Here is a 20,911-nt window from a genome sequence, read left to right as displayed (position 1 = left end):
GGGCTTCACCCGGCGCGTCTGTGTTGTTTGGGACGAGATCGTTTCTCGACGTACATCCGCTCGTCAGCGGATTTCACGGGAGGCCCGGTCACCGCGCCGACGTATGGTGCCGGGACCTGTCTCAGGCGGCCGCCGGGGCGACGCCCAGCTGGCGGAAGAGGTCGTCCATGTTCAGCTGGTCCCAGTGCTCGGCGAACAGTCCGTCCTCGAGCCGCCAGATGTCGATGGACTGGAAGTTCACCGTGTTCCCGGTCGCCGGTATCCCGAGGAACGGGCCCTGGTGGGTCGCCGTGTACTCGATACGGGCGGCTACCCTGTCGCCTTCCGCGATGACGTCGTGGAGTTCGGCCTTCAGGTCGGGGAACGCGGTGAACACCTGCACCCAGAAGGCCCGGTTGGCCTCGATGCCGTCGGCCACCCCCGGGTTGTGGTCGATGTGTCCGGGTGCCGTGTGCTCCGCCATGGTGCTGACGTCATGGCTGTTGATCATGTCTACGAAGTGCTGCACGACTGTGTGGTGGCTGCTGGGCATGCTGGCCTCTCTCGGCTCGGCTCCGACAGGAACGTGTGTGGACCGAGCATCGCCAAACGCGGTCGAGCCGCTCTGGAGCACGCTCAGCGCCCGCGGCTCAAGCGAGACTCGAGCACGGTGAGGGCAGACTGGAAGCGATCAGCGCTCTCGCTCCGTTCCCCCCACGAAGGACAGCCAAGGAGCCGGCCGGCAGGCCGGGTCCCCGAACCGATGAGGAAGACGCCCATGACCTCGTCCACGTCCGGCACGTCACCGACTCCCTCGACGAGCGGCACCGAGTTCGGCGGTTTCGACGCCCAGGAGATGGTCATCGTCCACCGCGCCTTCCGGCGGGAGCTGCGGCTGATCGGCGAATTGATCGCCGCGGTGGGTCCCGGGAACGTCAAGCGGGCCGCCGTACTCGCCGAGCACTTCGCCGACCTGCGCAGTGGCCTGATCAACCACCACGAGGGTGAGGACGAGCTCCTCTGGCCGCCGATGCTCGAAAGGTTGAGCGCCGAGGAGCGCAAGGTCGTCCACCGCATGGAGGCCGAGCACCAGCGGGTCGTCGAAACCCTCGACGCGGCCGCCGCCCTCGTCTCCACCTGGGCGTCCGCGGCGGATACGCGGACCCGTGACCTCGCCGTGGCCGCGATCGAAGAGCACCGCACCGTCATCGTCGAACACCTCGACGACGAGGAGGCCCATCTGCTTCCCCTCGCCGAACGCTTCCTCACCGCGAAGGAGTTCGGCGCGCTGGGCGAGCACTTCGTGATGAGCACCCCCAAGACGAAGCTCTTCAAATACTTCGGCATGGTGATGGAGGACGCCGACGAACGCGAGCGTGCGATCCTCCTCGGCGGTCTGCCCGCACCCGTGCGCCTGGTGTGGCGCGCGCTGGGGCCGCGGCTGTACGCCCGCACCATGGGCAGGGTCCGCGCCACGACCTGACATCAGGCCGTACGTACCGGTGCCCCGCGCTCCTCGTCGAGCGCGGGGCACCGGTACGTGCCGGGGGCCGGTCAGCGGACGAACTCGGCGAACCGCGCGACGGTCTCGGTCGGCGCCGGCAGGGTCTCGATCTCCGCCGCGACCTTGCGGGCCCGCTCCTGGTAGGCGGCGTCGGCGAGGAGCGCGCGCATCTCGGTCTCGACCGCGGCGGCGGACACCTGCTCGGGAAGCAGGAAGCGGCCCACCCCGGTGTCGCGCACCGCGGTGGCGTTGCCGGGGCCGTCGCCGGGCTGCGGCAGGATCAGCTGAGGCAGCCCTGCGACGAGCGACGCCAGCGTGGTGCCCTGGCCGCCGTGGTGGACGATCGCTGTGGCGTACCGCAGCGCCTCGGTCTGCGGCACCCAGGGAAGCGCGACGACCCGTTCCGGCAGATCGCCGAGCGCGGACGGGTCGACGACCGGGCCCGTGGCGACGAGCACCCGCACGCCGAGCGGCAGCAGACCGTCGATCGCGGTACGCAGCAGCTCCGCGGAACCGAGCACGGTGCCGAGGCTGAGATAGACCAGCGAGCCCTCGCCCTGGGTGACGCTCGCGGGCAGTTCGCCCGGCTCGGCGAAGGGGATGGGCCGCTGCGGGATCAGCTCCAGGCCCTCGGCCAGGAACCCCTGGTTCTGTACGGCGGGCGGGCAGATGTCGATGAACGGGTTGCCGAAGGTGCGGCTGTGGCCGAGTTTGTCGGCCACCCCCAGGTCGATCGCCGTGGCGATCTGCTCCTTCTGGAACAGCGGGTCCATGATCTCGTCGTAGGAGACCCGGCCGATGCCGTGGCATACGGCGGGCACCCCGGCCGCGACGGCGGCGAAGGCCGCGCCCGGGTTGTAGATCTCGTAGACGACGAGGTCGGCCCCGAGGGAGTCGAGGACACCGGTGAGGTCCGCGTACACGCTGCGCGGCAGCAGCGAGGAGAAGGCCTGGACGCCCATGCCCGCCAGTACCTCGGGAGGCACATCGCTGGCCTGCGAGGCACCGCCCATGGCGTCGAGGGCTGCCTGGCCGCCGGCCGCCTCGATGTACGCCTCGGGGACGGTGATCCCTGCGGTGACCGGGCGCAGGCCGGCCTTCTCGACGATCGGGTGGAACTGCTCGCTGGTGGCGAACCAGACCTCGTGCCCGGCCGCCTGTGCCGCCTGTGCGGTCGGCACCAGGGGAAGTATGTGTCCGTAGTTTCCGAGACTTGCGAAGACAACCTTCATGTCCGGTACTGCCTTTCTGCCGATGGCGCGAAGAACGGATGACGCACACGTCGTTTCGCCGCAGGCCCGCGGCCCACCGCGTGGGCGTACTGGTGGGCCGCGGGCCTGCTCACGAAGAGGTCAGCGGGCGGCCGGCTGGGCCTCTGCGGCCGCGTCCCTGGCGGGCGCGGCACCGACCGGTTCGGCACCGGTCCGCTCCCCCGCGCCGTCAGGCCTGCGGGCGAAGAACATCACGACCGCGGCGAGCGCCACGGCCGCGGCGCCGACCCACAGGGCGGGCACGAAGCCGTCGACGAAGTTCTGGCCCGACGCATAGCCGCCGTTGTGCGTGAACACACTGGCGAGCACGGCCACGCCGAGCGCCGCACCCAGTTCACGGGTGGCCGAGGTGGAGCCGGAGGCGATGCCCTGCTCGGAGACGTCGACGGAGCTCATCGTCAGGTTGAGCAGCGGGGCGAAGAAGCAGGCGATGCCCACGCCGCCGAGGAGATAGCCGGGCAGCTGCAAGAGGTAGGACGCGTCGGGGCTCATGACGAGGGCCCAGTAGGCGAACGCGAGGGCCATCAGCGTGAGTCCGAAGGTCACGACGGGCCGTCCGCCGATCCGGTCCGACAGGATGCCCGCGAAGGGCGCCACCAGCAGCGGCATGGCCGTCCACGCCAGCATCCGCACACCGGCCTCGGTGGGTGACATCCCCTGGATGGTCTGCATGAACTGCGTGATGAGGAAGACGACTCCGTACATGCCGACACTCATCAGCAGACCGCCCGCGTTGACGGCGCTGAAGGCCCGGTTGCGGAACATGCCCATGGGCAGCATCGGAGCGCTGGTGCGCTGCTCCCACACGACGAAGAGGACCAGCACGAGGACACCGCCCGCCAGTGAGGCGACGACCTGCGGGGAGCCCCAGCCGTCATGGCCGTTGGCACGGATCAGGGCGAAGACGAGGCCGAGCATGCCGAGGCTGATGAGGAAGGTGCCCGGCAGGTCGAGACGGCTGTTGGGGCCGCGGCTCTCGGCCAGACCGCGCCAGGCCGCCGGGGCGAGCAGCAGACCGACCGGCACATTGATCCAGAAGATCCACTGCCAGGCGATGTGCTGGGTGACCACGCCGCCGATCAGCGGGCCGCCCGCGATGGCGAGTCCGTTGAGCGCACCGTAGATACCGAGGGCGGCGCCCCGCTTCGCGGCGGGCACGGCGCTGGTGAGCAGGGTGAGGGAGAGAGGCATGATGATGGCCGCACCCGCGCCCTGGACCGCGCGGGCGGCGATGAGTTCACCGATGCCCGGCGCGAGGGCCGCGGCGGCCGAGGCCGCCGTGAAGAGCAGCAGACCGGCGATGAACACCCGGCGGCGCCCGAACCTGTCGCCGAGCGCGGCACCGAACATCATCAGGACGGCGAACGTCAGGGTGTAGGCGTTCACCGTCCATTCCAGCTGCTCCAGGCTGCCGCCCAGCTTCTCCCTGATGGTGGGCAGTGCTGTGACGACCACCAGGTTGTCGAGCCCCGCCATGAAAGCGATCAGGCCGGTGATCAGCGTGGCCGCGCCCGGGGACTTCCCCGCCACGGCCGCGTCGCCGCCGACGGCGAGTTTGTCAGTACTCATTCAGGGTTCCTTCCGACTTCATCAGAGAGGAGGCAACGGTGTCCGTCGCGTGAGCGGTAACCGTGCGCCGGCCTGTGCGGACGGCGCACCACATCGCGCCCGGCGGGCGCGAGACACACCGACGCTAGGCGTCCGGGCTCAAGCTCCGGTCGAGTCGCGCCTCAGGCCACCGGTGCGAGCCGGCCTCCAGCGCTGCTCCGGTCGCGCCCGATCGGGCGGCTGCACGATCGCCGCATCCATCCGGCCACTCTGGGAGGCATCCGCATGACAACGGCACCGACCGACCGGCCCCTGGTGGCCGTGCTCGGCGCCACCGGCTTCGTGGGTTCGGCCGTGCTCGCCGCCCTTGCCGGGCAGGAGCTGCGCCTGCGGGCGGTGGCCCGGCGTCCCGCCGCCGTTCCGCACGGCGCCCGCGCGGACGTCGAGGTGGTGACCGCCGACCTCACCGACCGGGACGCCCTGTCCGCGGCCGTCACGGACGCGGACGTCGTTATCCACGCTCTGCTGTGCGAGGGAGGCTGGCGGGCCGCCGCCGAACCGGGCGGCGAGCGGGTCAACGTCGGTGTGCTGCGTGACTTGTTGGACCTGGTCGCGAACCCGGACCGGCCGCCGCTGGTGATCTACGCGGGCGCCGCCTCACAGGTCGGCCCCCCGCCGGGCGAACCCCTCGACGGCAGCGAACCCGATCTGCCGGGTACGGTGTACGACGAGCAGAAGCTCGCCGCGGAACGGCTGCTGCTCGAAGCAAGTGCTGCCGGGGTGGTCCGCGGTGTCGGCCTCAGACTGCCCACGGTCTACGGCGAGGGCACCGTACCCGGCACCGCCGACCGCGGGGTGGTCGCCGCGATGGCCCGCCGTGCGCTCGCGGGCCAGGAGATCACGCTGTGGCACGACGGCACCGTACGCCGCGATCTGGTGCACATCGCCGACATCGCCGCCGCGTTCGCCGCCGCCGTGGACCATCCCGCCGAACTGGCCGGCCGTGCCTGGCTGCTCGGTGCCGGACGCGGTGACGCGCTGGGCGACGTGTTCCGCACGGTGGCCCGGCACGCCGCGGCCCGTACCGGCAGGCCGCCGGTCCCGGTCGTCTCGGTACAGCCGCCGGCGCACGCCCCGGAGACGGACTTCCTGAGCGTGACCATCGACTCCACCCCGTTCCGTTCCGTCACCGGCTGGCAGCCGCGGGTCCCGCTCGACGAGGGCCTCGAACGCACGGTGGCCGCCCTCGCCCCCGCACCGTCCAGCCGGTGAACCGCCGTACCCCACCCCCCCCGTACCGCGGACCCGGCGACACCCCGTACCCCCGTACTCGCGCCCGCCGCACCACGACGACACACGAAGGAACGCGCATGACCACCTATGTATGGGACTACCTGCCCGAGTACCACAGCGAGCGCGAGGACCTACTCGACGCCGTGGAGAAGGTCTTCTCCTCCGGCACGCTGGTGCTCGGTGACAGCGTCAAGGGATTCGAGGAGGAGTTCGCCGCCTACCACGGCGCCGGTCACTGCGTCGGCGTCGACAACGGCACCAACGCGCTCAAGCTCGCCCTCCAGGCACTCGGGGTCGGCCCGGGCGACGAGGTCATCACGGTGTCCAACACCGCGGCGCCCACCGTCATCGCGATCGACGGCACCGGGGCCACACCGGTCTTCGTCGACGTCAACGAGGACGACTTCCTGATGGACGTCGGCCAGGTGGAGGCGGCGATCACCGAGCGCACCAAGGTGCTGCTTCCGGTCCACCTCTACGGCCAGTGCGTGGACCTCGACCCGCTGAAGGCCCTTGCCGACCGGCACGGCCTGGCGATCCTGGAGGACTGCGCACAGGCGCACGGTGCGACCCGGCAGGGCAGGCTCGCCGGAACGACCGGGGACGCCGCCGCCTTCTCCTTCTACCCGACGAAGGTGCTCGGCGCGTACGGCGACGGCGGAGCCGTGGTCACCTCGCGCGACGACATCGACGCCGAGCTGCGCAAGCTGCGCTACTACGGCATGGAGAAGGTGTACTACACCGTCCAGACGCCGGCCCACAACAGCCGGCTCGACGAGGTGCAGGCGGAGATCCTGCGCCGCAAGCTGACCCGGCTCGACGCCTACGTGGCCGGCCGTCAGCGGGTCGCCGAGCGCTACCAGGAAGCCCTGGGCGACACCGGGTTGCTGCTCCCCAAGGTCAACGAGGGCAATACGCACGTCTACTACGTGTACGTGGTCCGCCACCCCGAGCGCGACCGGATCATCGAGGCGCTCAAGGCGCACGACATCAGCCTGAACATCAGCTACCCGTGGCCGGTGCACACGATGACCGGCTTCGAACACCTCGGATACGCCAAGGGCTCGCTGCCGGTGACCGAGAAGCTGGCCGGGGAGATCTTCTCGCTGCCGATGTACCCCTCGCTCTCCGAGGGCCTTCAGGACAAGGTCATCGCCGCGCTGCGGGAGGTGCTGTGATGAAGGTCCGTGAACTGGCCGTCGCCGGCGCACTCGAGTTCACCCCGCAAGTCTTCCCCGACCAGCGCGGTCTCTTCCTCTCGCCGTTCCAGGGGCCGGCCTACACCGAGGCCACGGGCAACGCGCGCTTCCCGGTCTCCCAGACCAACCACAGCCGTTCCCAGCGCGGTGTGGTGCGTGGGGTGCACTACACGCTGACCCCGCCCGGCTGTGCCAAATACGTGTACTGCCCGAAGGGTTCGGCCCTGGACTTCGTCGTGGACATCCGGGTCGGCTCGCCGACCTTCGGCACATGGGACGTGGTCCTGATGGACCAGAACGACTTCCGCGCCATGTACTTCCCGGTCGGTCTCGGCCACGCGTTCGTCGCGCTCGAGGACGACACGGTCATGTCCTACATGGTCACCAGCAGCTACGTACCCGAGCACGAGCTGGCCATCTCGGTCACCGACCCGGCGCTCGGCCTGCCGATCCCCGAGGACATCACGCCCGTCTACTCCGAGCGGGACACCGTGGCGCCCACCCTCGCCGAGGCCGCCGAGCAGGGCCTGCTCCCGCGCTACGAGCTGAGCACCCGGCTCGAACAGCAGTGGAGGGTGGGCTGAGATGAAGGGCATCATCCTCGCCGGCGGCAGCGGTACCCGGCTGCGGCCGCTGACCGGAGCGCTGTCCAAGCAGATCCTGCCGGTCTACGACAAGCCCATGATCTACTACCCGCTCTCCGTGCTGATGCTGGCCGGGATCAGGGACATCCTGGTGATCTCGTCCAAGGACCACTCGGACAGCTTCCGCACCCTCCTCGGGGACGGCTCACGGCTCGGTCTGAACATCGAGTACGCCGAGCAGAACCAGCCGCGCGGCATTGCCGAAGCCCTGGTCATCGGGGCCGACTTCATCGACGGCGACCAGGTCGCGCTGGTGCTCGGCGACAACATCTTCCACGGTCCGAGGTTCTCGGTCCTCATCGACGACGCGTTGCGCCGGCTCGACGGCGCCGCGCTCTTCGGCTACCGGGTGCGCGATCCGCACCGGTACGGGATCGGGGAGATCGACGCCGACGGCCGGCTCCTCTCCCTGGAGGAGAAGCCCCGCCACCCGCGGTCCAACCTCGCCGTGACCGGTCTCTACCTCTACGACGGCGACGTGGTCGGGATCGCCGAGAAGCTCGCCCCGTCGGCGCGCGGCGAGCTGGAGATCACCGACGTCAACCTTGCCTACCTCGCCCAGGGCCGGGCCCGCCTCACCGAACTCGGGCGCGGATTCGCCTGGTTGGACATGGGCACCCACGACTCGCTGCTCCAGGCGGCGCAGTACGTCCAGTTGGTCGAGCAGCGCCAGGGCGAGTGGATCGCGTGCGTCGAGGAGGTCGCGCTCAACCGCGGCTTCATCACCCCCGAGCAGTGTCTTCGCCTCGGGGAGGAGATGGCCGGCACGGCCTACGGCGCCTACGTCACCGAGGTCGCGGCACGCCACCGCCCGTTGCTCACCGCCCACGTAGCCTGAGAAGGAGACCGCCCCATGTTCCCGATCCGCCCCGCCACGCCGGACGACGCACAGGTCCTCACCGAGCTCCGCCGGCAGATGCACGACGACATCAACGGCCCCCATCCCACGGACTGGATGCAGGCCTGTGAGGAGATCACCCGGGACCGTCTCGCCAACGACCCTTCCTTCTACGCGTTCATCGTGGAGGACGAGGGCAAGGTCATCGCCGGGATCACGGGCGAGATCAGGCCCACCTTCCCCAACCCGGGGTCCTCCGCGACGGCCGCCGGTTACGGCATCGCCATGTGCATCCTGCCCGAGTACCGCCGTCGTGGCATCGGCGGCTCCCTGGTGCACCACATGACCGAGCACTTCATGGCGCTCGGCTGCGGGCGGATGAGCGTCTTCGTCGCCCCGCAGGCGGTCGGTCTGTACCAGGAGCTCGGCTTCGAGGACCTGCCCGACACGATCAGGCCGATGAACCGGTACGCCGGGAAGCCGGTGCCCGAGAGCCGGTACACCACCGCGGGGAGCGCGTCGTGACGACCCGCATCCTGGTGACCGGCGGTGCCGGCTTCATCGGCTCGCACTACGTCCGTACGGTGCTCGGCCCCGACGGCCCCGGCGACGTCTCGGTCACCGTCCTCGACAAGCTGACGTACGCGGGCAATCCCGCCAACCTCGACGAGGTCGGCTCACATCCGGACTTCTCCCTCGTGCAGGGCGACATCTGCGATCCCGGCCTCGTCGAGAAGCTGATGGCCGAGCACGCCCAGGTGGTGCACTTCGCCGCGGAGTCGCACGTGGACCGGTCGATCGGCGGGGGCGCCGAGTTCGTACGCACCAACGTGGTCGGCACGCACACGCTCGTGGACGCGGCGCACCGGGCCGGGGTCGAGGTCTTCGTGCACGTCTCGACGGACGAGGTGTACGGGTCGATCGACGAGGGTTCCTGGCCCGAGAGCCACCCGCTGAGCCCCAACTCGCCCTACTCGTCGTCGAAGGCGTCGAGCGACCTCATCGCGCTCTCGTACCACCGCACCCACGGCATGGACGTCCGTGTCACGCGCTGCTCGAACAACTACGGGCACCATCAGTTCCCCGAGAAGCTCATCCCGCTGTTCGTGACCAACCTCCTCGACGAGCGGAAGGTCCCGCTCTACGGCGACGGAGGCAACGTCCGCGACTGGCTGCATATAGACGACCATGTACAGGGCATCGAACTCGTCCGCACCAAGGGCCGCGCCGGCGAGGTCTACAACATCGGGGGCGGCACGGAGCTCTCCAACAAGGAGCTCACCGGTCTGCTGCTCGACGCATGCGGCGCGACCTGGGCAGAGAGCGTCGACCACGTCGAGGACCGCAAGGGCCACGACCGGCGCTACTCCGTGGACTGCACGAAGATCCGCGAGGAACTCGGCTACAACCCGCGCAAAAGCTTCGAGGAGGGGTTGGCCGAAACCGTTCAGTGGTATCGCGACCACCGCAGTTGGTGGGAACCGCTGAAGGCGGGCGCCGGCGGAAGTGGAAGCTCCGCGAGTGAGATCTTCACCCCTCACCGGTGACACGGTCACTGTCCGTGACCATTCGATTTCGCCAAGAATTCCGGCCATCGGAGCACAAGCCGACCACGCCAGTGAGGATTCTGCGATGAGTCACGCCAGTGCCACTCTTGTCACCAGCTCGGCGCACCACACCGAGGCACCTTCTGCCCGTCCGCTCCTCGTGGTCAAACGTCTCGACCACTCCGCCGACACCCATCCGCTGGCCTGCTTCACCTGGATCGGCCTGAGCGCGTCCGCCGAAGCCTTCGACGCGCAGGCATCGGCTCCCCTGGCCGTCGAGGGTGATGCGGTCGTGGGGTCCTGGATATGAACCCAGAGTCGGGACACCCCCGAAGACCCCGACCGGCCGCGCCGCAGAACGGCTCGACCCTCGTGGGTTTCCGGCACCACCTCCGTCCGGCGACCGTACCCGGCGAGGCGACGTACCTGGTCTCCCGACAGGGTGTGACCACCCTGCACGGCGTCCTCGCCGACGTCCTGGTCCCGCTGCTCGACGGCACCCGGTCGCTCGCCGAGATCCTGCACGCCGCCGCGCCCGCCCTCACCGGCGAGGAGGTCGAGGACGGACTGCGCCTGCTCAGCGAGGCCGGGCTGCTCCGTTTCTGCGATCCCGCCCTCGCGGCACCGGACTCCGACCCGGCCGCCGAGGCGTACTGGGACCTGGCCGGCCTGGACGGCGCCCGGGCGGCGGCGGGGCTGAACCGCTCACGGCTGCGGGTCCTGCCGCTCGGCGACGTCGACCCCGAACCGGTGCTCGCCGCGGGCCTCGCCAGTGGCCTCGGCGTGTCCACATCGGACGCGGACCTGACCCTTGTCCTGTGCGACGACTACCTCTCCCCCGAGCTGGAGAAGGTCGACGCCGAGCACCGGGCTGCGGGCACACCGTGGCTGCTCACCCGGCTGTGCGGCTACGAGCCCTGGATCGGGCCCTTCTTCCAGCCGGGCGAGGGGCCCTGCTGGTCCTGCCTCGCGCACCGCCTCGCGCTGCACCGCGGGTACGAGGCGCCGCTCAGGGACGCGCTGCGCCTTGACCGTCCGCTCGCGCTGCCGGCCGCCTCTCTCTCGGCCGGGCGCGTCATGGCCGCGCAGAGCGCGGTCCTGGAGGCGGCCAAGTGGCTGGCCGGGCTGCGCTATGCCGACCAGGGCTCCATCCGCACGGTCGACACCCTCGCACTGCGGACCCGCGTCCACGCCGTGTCCCGGATCCCGCAGTGCCCCTCCTGCGGCGAGGCAGGCCTGACGAGCCGGCGCGTGCGCGCGCCGTTCGTCCCGGTCTCGCGCGCCAAGGCCGCGAACGGCGGCGGCCACCGCGCGCTCACTCCCGACCAGTTGCTGAAGCGCTACGCGCACCTGGTGAGCCCGATCACCGGCATCGTCCCGCAGATCGAACCCGCCCCCGGGGCCCCTGATTTCGCCATCACCTACGTATCGGGGTGCAACCTGGCGATGCGGAACCGCGGCCCCGCCGGACTGCGCACCCAGAGCGGCGGCAAGGGCCAGACCGGCACGGAGGCCCGCACCAGCGCCCTGTGCGAGGCGGTGGAGCGCTACTGCGGTGCCCGGCACGGCGACGAACCGGTCGTCGTGGACTCCCTGCGCGCCCTGGGCGACCAGGCCGTGCACCCCAACCTCTGCCAGCTGTACGCGGACCGGCAGTTCCGCGAGCGGGACCGCTGGAACCGCTCCGGCTCGCCCTTCCACCACGTGCCGGAGCCCTTCGACGAGGACCGGCCCGTGGAGTGGACGCCCGTATGGTCCCTCACCGAGCAGCGCCACAGGCTCCTGCCCACCTCGATGCTCTACTTCTCGGACACCCCCGGCGGGCGGGGACCGTACGCCGACTCCAACGGCAACGCGGCGGGCAGCAGTCCGGAGGACGCCCTGCTTCAGGGGTTCCTGGAACTGGTCGAGCGGGACGCCGTCGCCCTGTGGTGGTACAACCGCACCCGGCAGCCCGCGATCGACCTGGACGCGTTCCAAGAGCCGTACATCGAGCGGCTGCGTGCGGAGTACCGGAAGCTGGGCCGGGACCTCTGGGCGCTCGATCTCACCTCGGACCTCGGCATACCCGCCGTGGTGGCCCTGTCCCGGCGCACGGGTGGACCCGCCGAGGACATCATTTTCGGGTTCGGCGCACACTTCGATCCGGCCATCGCCCTGTGCCGCGCGCTCACCGAAGCGGGCCAGCTGCTGCCGTCCGCGAGCACGGACCGTCCCGGCGGCGGCTACGGCATCACCGATCCACTCACGGTCCGCTGGTGGCGGCAGGCGACCCTCGCCAACCAGCCGTACCTGGCACCGGACCCGGCCACCCAGGCGCGAACCCCCGCCCACTGGGACTACGTTGCGCGCACCGATCTGCTCGACGACGTGAAGGCCATCACGGAACTCACCGCGGCCCAGGGCCTGGAGCTGCTCGTCCTCGACCAGACCCGGCCGGATGTCGGCATGCCGGTGGTCAAGGTGCTCGTGCCGGGGCTGCGGCACTTCTGGGCCCGGTTCGCGCCGGGCAGGCTGTTCGAGGCTCCGGTCAGGCTCGGACGGCTCTCCCGGCCCACCCCCTACGAGCAGCTCAACCCGATCCCGCTCTTCGTGTGACCCGGCCGGCCGCGTACCTCCGCCTTCAGGTCACGCGGTCGGCCGCACGACGCCGCCCCTTGACACCTTCGCAACCTGATCCGGATATCGTCACCCGACTTCACCCAACCTGCATAGAATGACCGCCTGTTGCGTTCGACTCGGCATCGAACCGTGAGGGGAGCTGGGAGACGACAGATGGACGGCACCAGTCCGGGTGAGTCCCTCACGCCCACCAGCCGGTCACAGGATCACAGCCACGTGGCCGCCAGAACCGCCCGAGGCATTCTGATCGCCTCACTGCTCTGCTTCCTGGTGATCACACTCCTCAACATCCTGTCCGCACCGCACGACGCGTACGACCTGCCCGTTCTCGTGACCTGCCTGCTGCTGCTGTTCGGGCTGCAACTCGTGCACTCGGCCCCCAACGCCTCCGCGGCGCCGACGCGCACCAAGATGCTCACCCTCGCCGCCCAGGGCGTCCTCACCTACCTGCCGTTCGTCTGGCTCGGGGTGTTCTGGGGCGCCATGGCCGGATTCTTCGCCGCTTCCCTGCTGCTTCTCCTGCCACCGCGAGCGGGCTGGACGCTGTACGGGCTGACCGTGCTCAGTCTGCTCATCCCCGCCACGGTGGACGGCCGCGGCGCCGTCGACACGTTCTACATGTGCCAGTCCACCGCGCTCACGGGTCTGGTCGTCTACGGCCTGAGCCGTCTGACCAGCCTGGTCGACCAGCTGCACCGGGCTCGCGCCGACCTGGCCCGACTGGCCGTGAGCAACGAGCAGTTGCGGTTCGCCAGGGATCTGCACGACCTGCTCGGGTACAGCCTCTCCGCGGTCTCCCTGAAGAACGAGCTGATCCGCCGGCTCATCCCGACGAATCCGCACCGGGCCTGCGAGGAGGTCGACGAGGTGCTCGTCATCTCCCGCCAGGCCCTCGCCGACGTACGCCGGGTCGCGACCGGCTACCGCCAGATGTCCCTCCGCTCCGAAGTCACCTCCGCCGAATCGGTGCTCGCCGCGGCGGGGGTCTCGGTCACCGTCGACGTGGAGGAGGCCATCGAGCACCTGACGCCGGCGACGTCGACCGTCCTCGCCACGGTGCTGCGCGAGGGGGTCACCAACCTGCTGCGGCACTCCAAGGCCTCGTACTGCTGGATCTCGGCCCACGTCGAGGAAGACGTCGCCCGCCTCACGATCACCAACGACGGCCTGGTGCTCGGCCACCATCCCCCGGCACAGCACAGCGGCAGCGGACTGGGCAATCTCGAACGACGCCTTGAGGACGTCGGCGGGCGCCTCCTCGTGCGGCGCGTCCCCGACGACGGTGACACGGGCGAATTCCGGCTCATCGCCGAGGCACCGGTCCGCGAGGCCAAGGCCCCGAACCCGGACGCGACGGACATCGCGGACGAGGAGCGGCCCTACGACCGTACGGACAGTGCCGCATGAGCAACTTGGCTGCCGGATCTTGTGGTTGACGGTGCTTTGGCGTCGAATGAGCTGAGTAGGCTCGAAACAACTCATGGTGAGCAAACGGGGGCGGCGGCGATGATTCGGATCCTCTTGGCCGAGGACATGCACATGGTGCGCGGCGCACTGGTGGCCCTGCTCGATCTGGAGGACGACCTGAAAGTGGTCGCCGAGCTCGATCGCGGCGACCAGATCCTGGGCCAGGCGCGTGAACACCGGCCGGATGTCGCCATCATCGACATCGATCTGCCGGGACTCGACGGAATCAGCGCGGCGGCGCTCCTGCACGAACGCCTCCCCGAGTGCCGCACCTTGATCCTGACCAGCCTGGGCCGGCCCGGCACGCTCCGCCGGGCGATGTCCGCGCGCGTCTCGGGCTTTCTGCTCAAGGACGCACCGCCGAACGAACTCGCCCAGGCCGTGCGCAAGGTCGTCGCCGGCCAGCGGGTGATCGACCCGCAACTCGCCCTGGCCGCCTGGGGTGGCAGCGAGAGCCCGCTGACCATCCGTGAGACCGAGGTGCTGCAACTGGCCGCGGAAGGCACGGAGCCGCAGGAGATGGCCGCGCAGCTGCACCTCTCGGTGGGCACCGTTCGCAACTACCTGACCACGGTCGTCACCAAGCTCAACGCGCGTAACCGGGTCGACGCCATCCGCATCGCCCGTGAGTCCGGCTGGCTGCTGTAGCCCGCGGCCGCGGTACGCCGTCAGCCCGCGGACACCGTCATGCCTGCGCCCGCCAGATGGCCGAGGATCTCCAGAGTCAGCTCGGCCGGCAGGGGCAGGACCTGGATCAGCGCGTCGGGTGTCGTGGGCCAGGCGAGCAGCGACACCACCCACATCGCCTCGGGACGGTGGATCTGCACCCGGTGGTCCAGCGCACGGCACTCCAGGAGGAAGACGTTCCCCTCCAGGGTGATCGTCACGTTGGGCCGCAGCCGCACGCTGCGCTGCGCCGGAAGGCGTACGAGGGTGAAGCGGGCGGCCGGTCCCGCCGGCACCACGGAGAGCACAGGGCCCTTGAGGTCTTCGAGGGACAGGGTGCGGATCACCAGGTGGGAGATCTCCCGCAGCACCGACAGGACCAGGGTGTAGGCCTCGGCGCCGGAGGCCGCCCCCTCGTTGGGTCCCAGCAGGTTCGCCAGCCGGATGGGACCCAGTTCCATCCGGTGCAGCGTCTCGGCCACCGCGGTGGTGGGGTCCTCGATCCGCTCCATGCCCTGCGGTCCGCTGAGCACCAGGGCCCGGCCCTCCGCATCCCAGCCGACCGCCGTGTCCTCACGCAGGGACCACAGGTAGTGCATGCGCAGCGGCGAGTCTTTCCGGTAGGGAATCACGGACAGCCGGCCTCCTCGCGCCTGCGGAGCCGGCACCGGGGCGTTGTTGCGCGCGGATGGGCTCCAGGCCTCAGTATGAAACCGCATACTGCGTCGACAGCAGCGAGGGAATCACATCGAAGGCATGAGGAAATCATGTGGCCTTCACCGCCGTCGGAACCGCGTCCACGCTCTCGTGGTCCGGCACCCGGGTCCGTTCCGCCCAGCGCACGACGGGTCCGCTGACGGCGAGCACGCCGAGGAACAGCAGGGCGATGAGCAGCCAGCCGGGGGCGCCGAGCCGGTCGGGTACCGCGGTGACCAGAACGGGTCCCGCGATCAGGGCCAGGGCGTCGCCGGTGGCGAAGACTCCTCCGTACTGTCCCTGCGCGTGGGCGGGCGCCAGCTCGTAGCGCAGCCCCCACCGGGCGGCCTCGCCCCAGATCTCACCGACGGTGAACAGCACGGCGACGCACAGCAGCACGGCGGCGGCGGCCCAGGCGGGCAGGGCCCCGGTCATCGCCGTGACCGCGCAGGCGACGACCAGGACCACGGCGGTCAGCCGCTGGAGGCGCGCGGCTCCCCGCACGGTGTCCGCGTCGCGCGCGAGCCACACCTGGAGGAACACGACCATCAGCGTGTTGACGAGCATGAACCAGGCCGCCAGCGCACGGGGGGCGTCGGTGTGCGCCACCAGCCAGAGCGGAAGTCCCACCGCGAGAGCGGTCGGCCCGATCCTGACGATCCCGGAGACCTGGGCGACCGCCAGATAGGGAAGGTCGCGCACCGCCCCGCGCGGGCGCGCACCACGGGGTTCACGCGGGATGCCGGGAACCTTGGGCAGACGCATGTAGAGCCCGGCCACGAGCACCATGGCCGCGGCGTTGCCCCAGAACAGGGCGAGGTAGGCCGTCGTGGAATCGGCGGCGATGACGAGACCTGCCGCGAGCGCGGCCAGGGAGAAGCCGCCGTTGAACACGGAGCGCATGTACGCCGAGAGCCGGACCCGGCCCTCCTTGCCCATCACTGCGGAGACCAGGGCGCCCCGGGCGACGTGGCCGCTCTGTTCGGCGAGACCGTGGAACACCGCCATCGCCAGGTAGGCGGGGAAGGAGTGCACGAAGGCCGCCGCGGCGAGCGCCGCCGCCTTGCCCAGCGCGAACACGGCGGTGGTGCCGCGCGGCCCGAACCGGTCGGCGATGTGCCCGGCCGGCACCCCGAGGGCGAGCGCCAGGATGCCCGCGAGGGACATACCGAGGCCCACCTGCGCCGGTGAGAGGCCGACGACGTGAACGAAGTACACGGCGCCGCCGGTGACGTAGAGTCCGTTGCCAAGGCTGGCGACGGCTGTGCACAGGACCAGCAGACGGCCGGGTCCTGGTGCGGGAAGCAGCCGGGACATCAGACGGGCCATGGCTGGCACCTCATTCGGTGGGGGCGGAAAGCGGGGACGCGGTGCTTCCGATCAGTCCGGTCGGGGTGGTCAGAGGGGGACGTGAGCGGATCCACGAGGACGGGTGGGGTCCTGTGGTCTCGCGGATCGAGCTCGATCCGGCGGTGTTCGATCCGTCGGCGACATCGGGGCTCGACGACTACTCGCACATCGAAGTGATCTTCGCGTTCCATCTGGCACAGCGGACCTGCACCGCGACGCAGCATCCGCGCGGCAACACCGACTGGCCCCGCACCGGCATCCTGGCGCAGCGCGCGCCCAACAGGCCCAATCACCTGGGGGTGTCGGTGTGCACCCTGGCGGCCGTCGACGGGCTCACGCTCACCGTGCACGGCCTCGACGCGATCGACGGATCGCCGGTGCTGGACGTCAAGCCCTATCTGCCGGAGTTCGCCCCGCGCGGTGAGGTGCGCGCTCCCGCCTGGTCCGGTGAGCTGATGCGCAACTACTTCTGATGCCACCGGACTCGCCGTGTTGATCATGACACGGCCACCAGGTCCGTACGGGCCCCGGCGATCAGCGTGTTGGCCTCGTCGCGGGGCAGAGTCTCATCGACGAGGAGCGCGACGGGGAGCTGCGTGACGCCCCGGATGTGTGCGGCGGTGGCGCTGCGGGTCACCCGGCCGCCCTCCGGCCTTGCTCGTACGGCGAGGAAGTCGATGCCCGGCAGCGGCTGTCCGGGGGTCCGGTCCACGATCAGGCCCTGGGCCTCGGCGCCGTCGGAGCCGCGCAGCACACACCGGCCGCCCTGGCGCTCCAGCTTGACCAGCCGGTGGTCGACGCGCACCCGGCCCACGGTCAGCGGTACGTCGACCGGCTCCGCGTCGGTTGCCTTTCCGGCCAGGCGTGCCACGGTGCGAGCGACGAACTCCGGGTCGCGCTCCCGCAGCCGGCTGAAGGTGTTCAGCGCCCGGCGGCTGCGCAGCGCGAACACCGTCCTGTGCCCTTCAAGTCGCCCGCCGCCGCACAACTGCTCGAACCATGCGGTGCTTTCGGCCGCCTCCGCCTGCATCTGCTCGACGACCGGCTTGCGGATGCTCTCGTACGCGGCCACCGCAGCCTGCGGATTCTCGTGGCCGGCGATGCAGCGGGCGAGACTCAGGGCGTCGTCGATGGCCAGCGTGGTGCCCGAGCCGGTCGAGAAGTGGACCGTGTGGGCGGCGTCCCCGGCGAGCACCGTACGCCCGTCCGACCAGTGGCGGTTGATCACCGTACGGAAGGGCAGCCAGCCGGTGGTACGGGCCGTCAGGGGGGCGCCACGCAGCTCGTCGCGGAACAGCGTGGCGAGCCGCAGCTCCGCCTCGGCTGCGGACAGGTCGAGCAGGCCGAGCGCGGACAGCGTGTCCGGATCGGCCTCGACGATGAAGGTGGACTCCGCGGCGGCATGCGGATAGGCGTGCACCACCAGGGGGCCCGGGCCCACGTCCTTGAGCAGGAAGCACGGTTCGAGCACCGAGGGTGTGCTCATCCACAGGTACCGGGTGCGGCCCGTGGTCACCGAGGTGCCGAAGCTTCCCGCCCGCTCCCGGCGCAGCTCGCTGCCCGCTCCGTCCGCGAGGACCACCAGGTCCGCCTGTTCCGGCAGTTCGGTGACGGCCCTTCGGATCAGACGCACATTGGCGTGGCGCGCGGCCAGCGTGCGCAGGTGGGCGTGGAAGACCTGACGGGAGATCCCCGACATGCCGAAGGCGCCGGACGGTATCCGCTCGCCGTCGATCACCGTGATCGTCTCGCGCCAGGTGGCGTACGCGGACGACGGCAGCCGCAACGCCTCGGGGTGGACGGAGCGCAGGCGCTCGGCGAACTCGTCCGTGAGGACGATGCCCGCTCCCGGCCCTCTCTCGTCGCGGTCGTAGAGCTCGATGGACGTGCCGGGCAGCAGCCGGGCCAGTTCCAGGGCGCAGAACGCCCCTGCCGGGCCCGCGCCCACCACGGCCACGCTGCGGACAGGGGCGCCGCTCATGCCGGGGTCCCGTCCCAGTGGAACCGCTCCTGGCGGGCCAGCGCGGCACCCCGGGACACGGCGGTCATTTCACCGCTGGCGATCTTCATGATGGTGAGGAACTCGGTGAAGTACGGCTCGGGCGCTTCCAGCTGCGTGCCCGCCTCCTTCATCAGGGCGAGCCAGCGCAGCCTCTGCTCACGGGTGATCAGGAAGTGCGCGTGCGCCTGGTGCATCTTCGGGTCCCAGGCGGCGGACAGGTCGTTCTCGCCGTAGATCCGCCGGAAGTGGTCGTGGAGCCGTGCCGCGTGGCGGCTCCAGTCGGGGACCGCGAAGAGCGGGGAGAGGACCTCGTCCTGGGAGACGAGCTCGTAGAAGCGGGTGGTGAGCGCCTCGAAGAACGCGGCGCCGCCGATGCCGTTCCAGAAGTCGGAGACCTTGCGGTCGACCTGTTCGGCGGTCATCCGCTCGGCGGACTTCAGACCCTCATCGGCGACGAGCAGGACCTTCCCGTCGTGCTGGGGTACCGGGGTGGCGCTCTGGGGCGGCATGGGCATCTCCTTGGCCGGATCGGTGAGGTGAGGACGGGCGGTCAGTCGAGGACGAGGCCGGCGGCGGAGAGCGTGCTCACGGTGCAGCCGCGCAGCTTCTTCGCCTGTACGGTCCCGAGGCCGTAGGAGATCGTGGTGATCCCCTGCCCCGGAGCCAGCTCGGCGGGGCGGTAGAACATCGTGGCGAAGTACGTGAACGAGGCGTCCGGGTTCTCGTAGTCGGTGCCGCTCATCAGCGCGGTCCACTGGTCCCCGTCGCGCACCAGCATCGTGAAGGAGAGCAGCGCGCCCCCCTTGCGGGCCTCGACGATCCAGACGTTGTCCGGGCCGAAGTGGTCGCGCAGATGACGGAACGAGGCGGCCTCGCGCTCACCGTCGGGCACGGCGCCGTACTTGGTCATCAACTGAGCGCGCAGCGGCAGGAGTTCGGGCTCGTCGGCGCGGATGGGGCGCTCGACGATCTCGATCCCCCGGGCCGCGATGTCGCGCAGTTCGCGGCGTACCGAGAAGCGCTGGTTGCGTCGCAGCGTGGCGATGTAGCCGTCCAGGTCGTCCCAGGTGACGTTCATGTCGCTGCGGTCCACCATCGGGACCACGTCGAAGCCGGCGCCGCGCAGCACGTCGAGGAACTCGGGGTGGTCGGGCCGCAGGAACAGTGCGGAGACACTGCGGATCCCCTGGCCGCGGCACCAGTCGAGCAGAGCGTCGAGGTGGGCCCTGAGCACCCGCGGGTCGCGGGAGCCCGGGCCGACGGGCGCGGTCTCGTAGTTGGGGGCCATCAGGAGACAACCGGGGAACAGCTCCTCGGCACGGCGCCCCTGCCACGGATGCGGGCCGTCGGCGACCACTCCGTCCTCGACGGAGCCTCCCGACAGAACGCGCTGCGGATCGAACCGCACGTGGCCCGTGGGCGCCTCCATCACGCCGCCGACCAGGGCCACCCGCACACCGCCCGGACCCGCCAGGCCGAAGGTGCGGGCGCCGCCGGGGATTCTGCCCTCGGCGAGCGAGATCCAGCGCCGGCGCAGGGTGGCCGGGGCCCGGCCGATCCAGTCGTCCCAGCTGTCGGGGAGCTCGGTGCGTACCAGCAACCCGTCGGTCGTCGGCGCCGGTTCGGTGCGGTATGTCGTCACGGCAACTCCCTCTCGGACATGGCGGAAACCCGTCCGGCCCGGCGCCACAGGGCTGCCGGGCCGGAAAGGTGGTGGGGGGCGGTCAGGCCGCCTGCAGTCCCGTCGCCCGGTCCCAGACGGACAGGTCCTCGTCGGCTCGGTCCCAGACCTTCAGCACCTCGTCGGCCTGGTCCCAGACCGCGAGGTCCTCGCCCGCCCGGTCCCATACGGAGAGCTCCTCGCCGACCCGGTCCCAGACCTTCAGCTCGTCGCCCACCTGGTCCCAGACCGCCAGCTCCTCGCCCGCCCGGTCCCACACGGAGAGCTCCTCGCCGGCCTGGTCCCAGACCGCCAGGTCCTCGCCCGCCCGGTCCCAGACCGTCAGGTCCCATACGCCGAACTCCTCGGCCGGATTCATACGGATGACCTCTGCCTCGCGCATGCCGTGTCCCTTCGACAGATGCACAGAAGGCGATCCTGTGGACCGCCGAGACACGGCACTCGCCGCGCTCAGAAATGAGCGTCGCAGCCCGAGCCGCCACCTGTCTTCTCCCTGATTGCTTACCTTCCGCAAGGCATGGCGAGGACATTCTTGAATTCCTTCTCTGCTGTGCAAAAGCTACTTGAATCCCCTCGGCAGCCGCTTGAGTCCCACTTGAACGCC

General features: G+C 70.5%; 21 protein-coding genes. 12 read left to right on the top strand and 9 right to left on the bottom strand.

Features of this window, described 5'->3' with window-relative positions; all coding sequences use genetic code 11:
• Positions 1 to 121: 121 nt before the first annotated feature.
• Positions 122 to 508 carry an ester cyclase gene (locus tag AB0E85_RS20750; RefSeq protein ID WP_361929096.1) on the bottom strand — a complete coding sequence of 129 codons (387 nt, stop codon included), beginning with the start codon at positions 506 to 508 and terminating at the stop codon, positions 122 to 124.
• A gap of 249 nt (positions 509 to 757) precedes the next feature.
• On the opposite strand from AB0E85_RS20750, the gene AB0E85_RS20745 reads away from it, so the two are divergent.
• Positions 758 to 1,462 (top strand): hemerythrin domain-containing protein, encoded by a 705-nt coding sequence (locus AB0E85_RS20745; RefSeq protein ID WP_361929094.1) that lies wholly within the window; start codon positions 758 to 760, stop codon positions 1,460 to 1,462.
• 71 nt (positions 1,463 to 1,533) lie between these two features.
• Here the strand turns inward: AB0E85_RS20745 and AB0E85_RS20740 are convergent, their stop codons facing one another.
• Together AB0E85_RS20740 and AB0E85_RS20735 are read right to left on the bottom strand one after the other, a co-directional pair.
• Complete coding sequence (locus tag AB0E85_RS20740) at positions 1,534 to 2,664, bottom strand: nucleotide disphospho-sugar-binding domain-containing protein (protein WP_361929091.1); 1,131 nt, start codon at positions 2,662 to 2,664, stop codon at positions 1,534 to 1,536.
• A gap of 171 nt (positions 2,665 to 2,835) precedes the next feature.
• Positions 2,836 to 4,323, bottom strand: a complete 1,488-nt coding sequence (locus AB0E85_RS20735) for an MFS transporter (protein ID WP_361929088.1) — start codon at positions 4,321 to 4,323, stop codon at positions 2,836 to 2,838.
• A gap of 264 nt (positions 4,324 to 4,587) precedes the next feature.
• Here AB0E85_RS20735 and AB0E85_RS20730 point away from each other — a divergent pair, with 264 nt between their 5' ends.
• From AB0E85_RS20730 to AB0E85_RS20685, 10 genes are all read left to right on the top strand, one after another.
• Positions 4,588 to 5,574: an NAD-dependent epimerase/dehydratase gene (locus tag AB0E85_RS20730; RefSeq protein ID WP_361929085.1), complete on the top strand. Its 987-nt coding sequence runs from the start codon at positions 4,588 to 4,590 to the stop codon at positions 5,572 to 5,574.
• A gap of 98 nt (positions 5,575 to 5,672) precedes the next feature.
• Complete coding sequence (locus tag AB0E85_RS20725) at positions 5,673 to 6,773, top strand: DegT/DnrJ/EryC1/StrS family aminotransferase (protein WP_361929083.1); 1,101 nt, start codon at positions 5,673 to 5,675, stop codon at positions 6,771 to 6,773.
• A complete protein-coding gene (locus tag AB0E85_RS20720; RefSeq protein ID WP_361929081.1) occupies positions 6,773 to 7,378 on the top strand; it encodes a dTDP-4-dehydrorhamnose 3,5-epimerase family protein in 606 nt (201 codons plus the stop codon). Before AB0E85_RS20725 ends, AB0E85_RS20720 begins: the two co-directional genes overlap by 1 nt.
• 1 nt (position 7,379) lies before the next feature.
• Entirely contained in the window at positions 7,380 to 8,276 is an 897-nt protein-coding gene (gene rfbA, locus AB0E85_RS20715) for a glucose-1-phosphate thymidylyltransferase RfbA (protein WP_361929079.1), read from the top strand.
• A 15-nt stretch (positions 8,277 to 8,291) separates the two neighbouring features.
• On the top strand, positions 8,292 to 8,801 hold the full coding sequence (locus tag AB0E85_RS20710; protein ID WP_361929076.1) for a GNAT family N-acetyltransferase: 510 nt from the start codon (positions 8,292 to 8,294) through the stop codon (positions 8,799 to 8,801).
• Positions 8,798 to 9,823: a dTDP-glucose 4,6-dehydratase gene (rfbB, locus tag AB0E85_RS20705; protein ID WP_361929073.1), complete on the top strand. Its 1,026-nt coding sequence runs from the start codon at positions 8,798 to 8,800 to the stop codon at positions 9,821 to 9,823. Before AB0E85_RS20710 ends, rfbB begins: the two co-directional genes overlap by 4 nt.
• Positions 9,824 to 9,908: 85 nt before the next feature.
• Entirely contained in the window at positions 9,909 to 10,133 is a 225-nt protein-coding gene (locus tag AB0E85_RS20700; protein ID WP_361929070.1) for a hypothetical protein, read from the top strand.
• On the top strand, positions 10,130 to 12,421 hold the full coding sequence (locus AB0E85_RS20695) for a TOMM precursor leader peptide-binding protein (RefSeq protein WP_361929067.1): 2,292 nt from the start codon (positions 10,130 to 10,132) through the stop codon (positions 12,419 to 12,421). Before AB0E85_RS20700 ends, AB0E85_RS20695 begins: the two co-directional genes overlap by 4 nt.
• 240 nt (positions 12,422 to 12,661) lie before the next feature.
• A complete protein-coding gene (locus tag AB0E85_RS20690) occupies positions 12,662 to 13,852 on the top strand; it encodes a histidine kinase (protein WP_361929065.1) in 1,191 nt (396 codons plus the stop codon).
• A gap of 99 nt (positions 13,853 to 13,951) precedes the next feature.
• On the top strand, positions 13,952 to 14,560 hold the full coding sequence (locus AB0E85_RS20685) for a response regulator transcription factor (RefSeq protein ID WP_361929062.1): 609 nt from the start codon (positions 13,952 to 13,954) through the stop codon (positions 14,558 to 14,560).
• A 20-nt stretch (positions 14,561 to 14,580) separates the two neighbouring features.
• Here AB0E85_RS20685 and AB0E85_RS20680 read toward each other — a convergent pair whose 3' ends face one another.
• Positions 14,581 to 15,210 (bottom strand): NADH oxidase, encoded by a 630-nt coding sequence (locus AB0E85_RS20680; RefSeq protein ID WP_361929059.1) that lies wholly within the window; start codon positions 15,208 to 15,210, stop codon positions 14,581 to 14,583.
• Positions 15,211 to 15,343: 133 nt separating this feature from the next.
• The gene (locus AB0E85_RS20675; RefSeq protein ID WP_361929056.1) at positions 15,344 to 16,603 is read right to left on the bottom strand and encodes an MFS transporter; all 1,260 of its coding nucleotides are present in this window, start codon (positions 16,601 to 16,603) and stop codon (positions 15,344 to 15,346) included.
• Between the two features lie 113 nt (positions 16,604 to 16,716).
• Between AB0E85_RS20675 and AB0E85_RS20670 the strand changes: the two genes are divergently transcribed.
• A complete protein-coding gene (locus AB0E85_RS20670; RefSeq protein ID WP_361929054.1) occupies positions 16,717 to 17,097 on the top strand; it encodes an SAM-dependent methyltransferase in 381 nt (126 codons plus the stop codon).
• A 23-nt stretch (positions 17,098 to 17,120) separates the two neighbouring features.
• Here AB0E85_RS20670 and AB0E85_RS20665 read toward each other — a convergent pair whose 3' ends face one another.
• From AB0E85_RS20665 to AB0E85_RS20650, 4 genes are all read right to left on the bottom strand, one after another.
• Complete coding sequence (locus AB0E85_RS20665) at positions 17,121 to 18,605, bottom strand: FAD-dependent monooxygenase (protein WP_361929052.1); 1,485 nt, start codon at positions 18,603 to 18,605, stop codon at positions 17,121 to 17,123.
• Positions 18,602 to 19,135 carry a hypothetical protein gene (locus AB0E85_RS20660; RefSeq protein ID WP_361929049.1) on the bottom strand — a complete coding sequence of 178 codons (534 nt, stop codon included), beginning with the start codon at positions 19,133 to 19,135 and terminating at the stop codon, positions 18,602 to 18,604. Before AB0E85_RS20660 ends, AB0E85_RS20665 begins: the two co-directional genes overlap by 4 nt.
• Positions 19,136 to 19,176: 41 nt before the next feature.
• Positions 19,177 to 20,268, bottom strand: a complete 1,092-nt coding sequence (locus AB0E85_RS20655; protein ID WP_361929046.1) for a GNAT family N-acetyltransferase — start codon at positions 20,266 to 20,268, stop codon at positions 19,177 to 19,179.
• An 82-nt stretch (positions 20,269 to 20,350) separates the two neighbouring features.
• Positions 20,351 to 20,689 carry a hypothetical protein gene (locus tag AB0E85_RS20650; protein ID WP_361929043.1) on the bottom strand — a complete coding sequence of 113 codons (339 nt, stop codon included), beginning with the start codon at positions 20,687 to 20,689 and terminating at the stop codon, positions 20,351 to 20,353.
• Positions 20,690 to 20,911: the final 222 nt, after the last annotated feature.

The organism is Streptomyces sp. NPDC029044 (assembly GCF_040637495.1).
Classification (GTDB): Bacteria; Actinomycetota; Actinomycetes; order Streptomycetales; family Streptomycetaceae; genus Streptomyces.
This window is presented reverse-complemented; position numbering and strand designations above follow the sequence as displayed.

Bases quoted from the DNA above. Each gene is read 5' to 3' on its own strand.
- AB0E85_RS20745 (WP_361929094.1), top strand. From the start codon at position 758: ATGACCTCGTCCACGTCCGGCACGTCACCGACTCCCTCGACGAGCGGC.
- AB0E85_RS20735 (WP_361929088.1), bottom strand. From the start codon at position 4,323: ATGAGTACTGACAAACTCGCCGTCGGCGGCGACGCGGCCGTGGCGGGG.
- AB0E85_RS20730 (WP_361929085.1), top strand. From the start codon at position 4,588: ATGACAACGGCACCGACCGACCGGCCCCTGGTGGCCGTGCTCGGCGCC.
- AB0E85_RS20725 (WP_361929083.1), top strand. From the start codon at position 5,673: ATGACCACCTATGTATGGGACTACCTGCCCGAGTACCACAGCGAGCGC.
- AB0E85_RS20720 (WP_361929081.1), top strand. From the start codon at position 6,773: ATGAAGGTCCGTGAACTGGCCGTCGCCGGCGCACTCGAGTTCACCCCG.
- rfbA (WP_361929079.1), top strand. From the start codon at position 7,380: ATGAAGGGCATCATCCTCGCCGGCGGCAGCGGTACCCGGCTGCGGCCG.
- AB0E85_RS20710 (WP_361929076.1), top strand. From the start codon at position 8,292: ATGTTCCCGATCCGCCCCGCCACGCCGGACGACGCACAGGTCCTCACC.
- AB0E85_RS20700 (WP_361929070.1), top strand. From the start codon at position 9,909: ATGAGTCACGCCAGTGCCACTCTTGTCACCAGCTCGGCGCACCACACC.
- AB0E85_RS20695 (WP_361929067.1), top strand. From the start codon at position 10,130: ATGAACCCAGAGTCGGGACACCCCCGAAGACCCCGACCGGCCGCGCCG.
- AB0E85_RS20685 (WP_361929062.1), top strand. From the start codon at position 13,952: ATGATTCGGATCCTCTTGGCCGAGGACATGCACATGGTGCGCGGCGCA.
- AB0E85_RS20675 (WP_361929056.1), bottom strand. From the start codon at position 16,603: ATGGCCCGTCTGATGTCCCGGCTGCTTCCCGCACCAGGACCCGGCCGT.
- AB0E85_RS20665 (WP_361929052.1), bottom strand. From the start codon at position 18,605: ATGAGCGGCGCCCCTGTCCGCAGCGTGGCCGTGGTGGGCGCGGGCCCG.
- AB0E85_RS20660 (WP_361929049.1), bottom strand. From the start codon at position 19,135: ATGCCGCCCCAGAGCGCCACCCCGGTACCCCAGCACGACGGGAAGGTC.
- AB0E85_RS20650 (WP_361929043.1), bottom strand. From the start codon at position 20,689: ATGCGCGAGGCAGAGGTCATCCGTATGAATCCGGCCGAGGAGTTCGGC.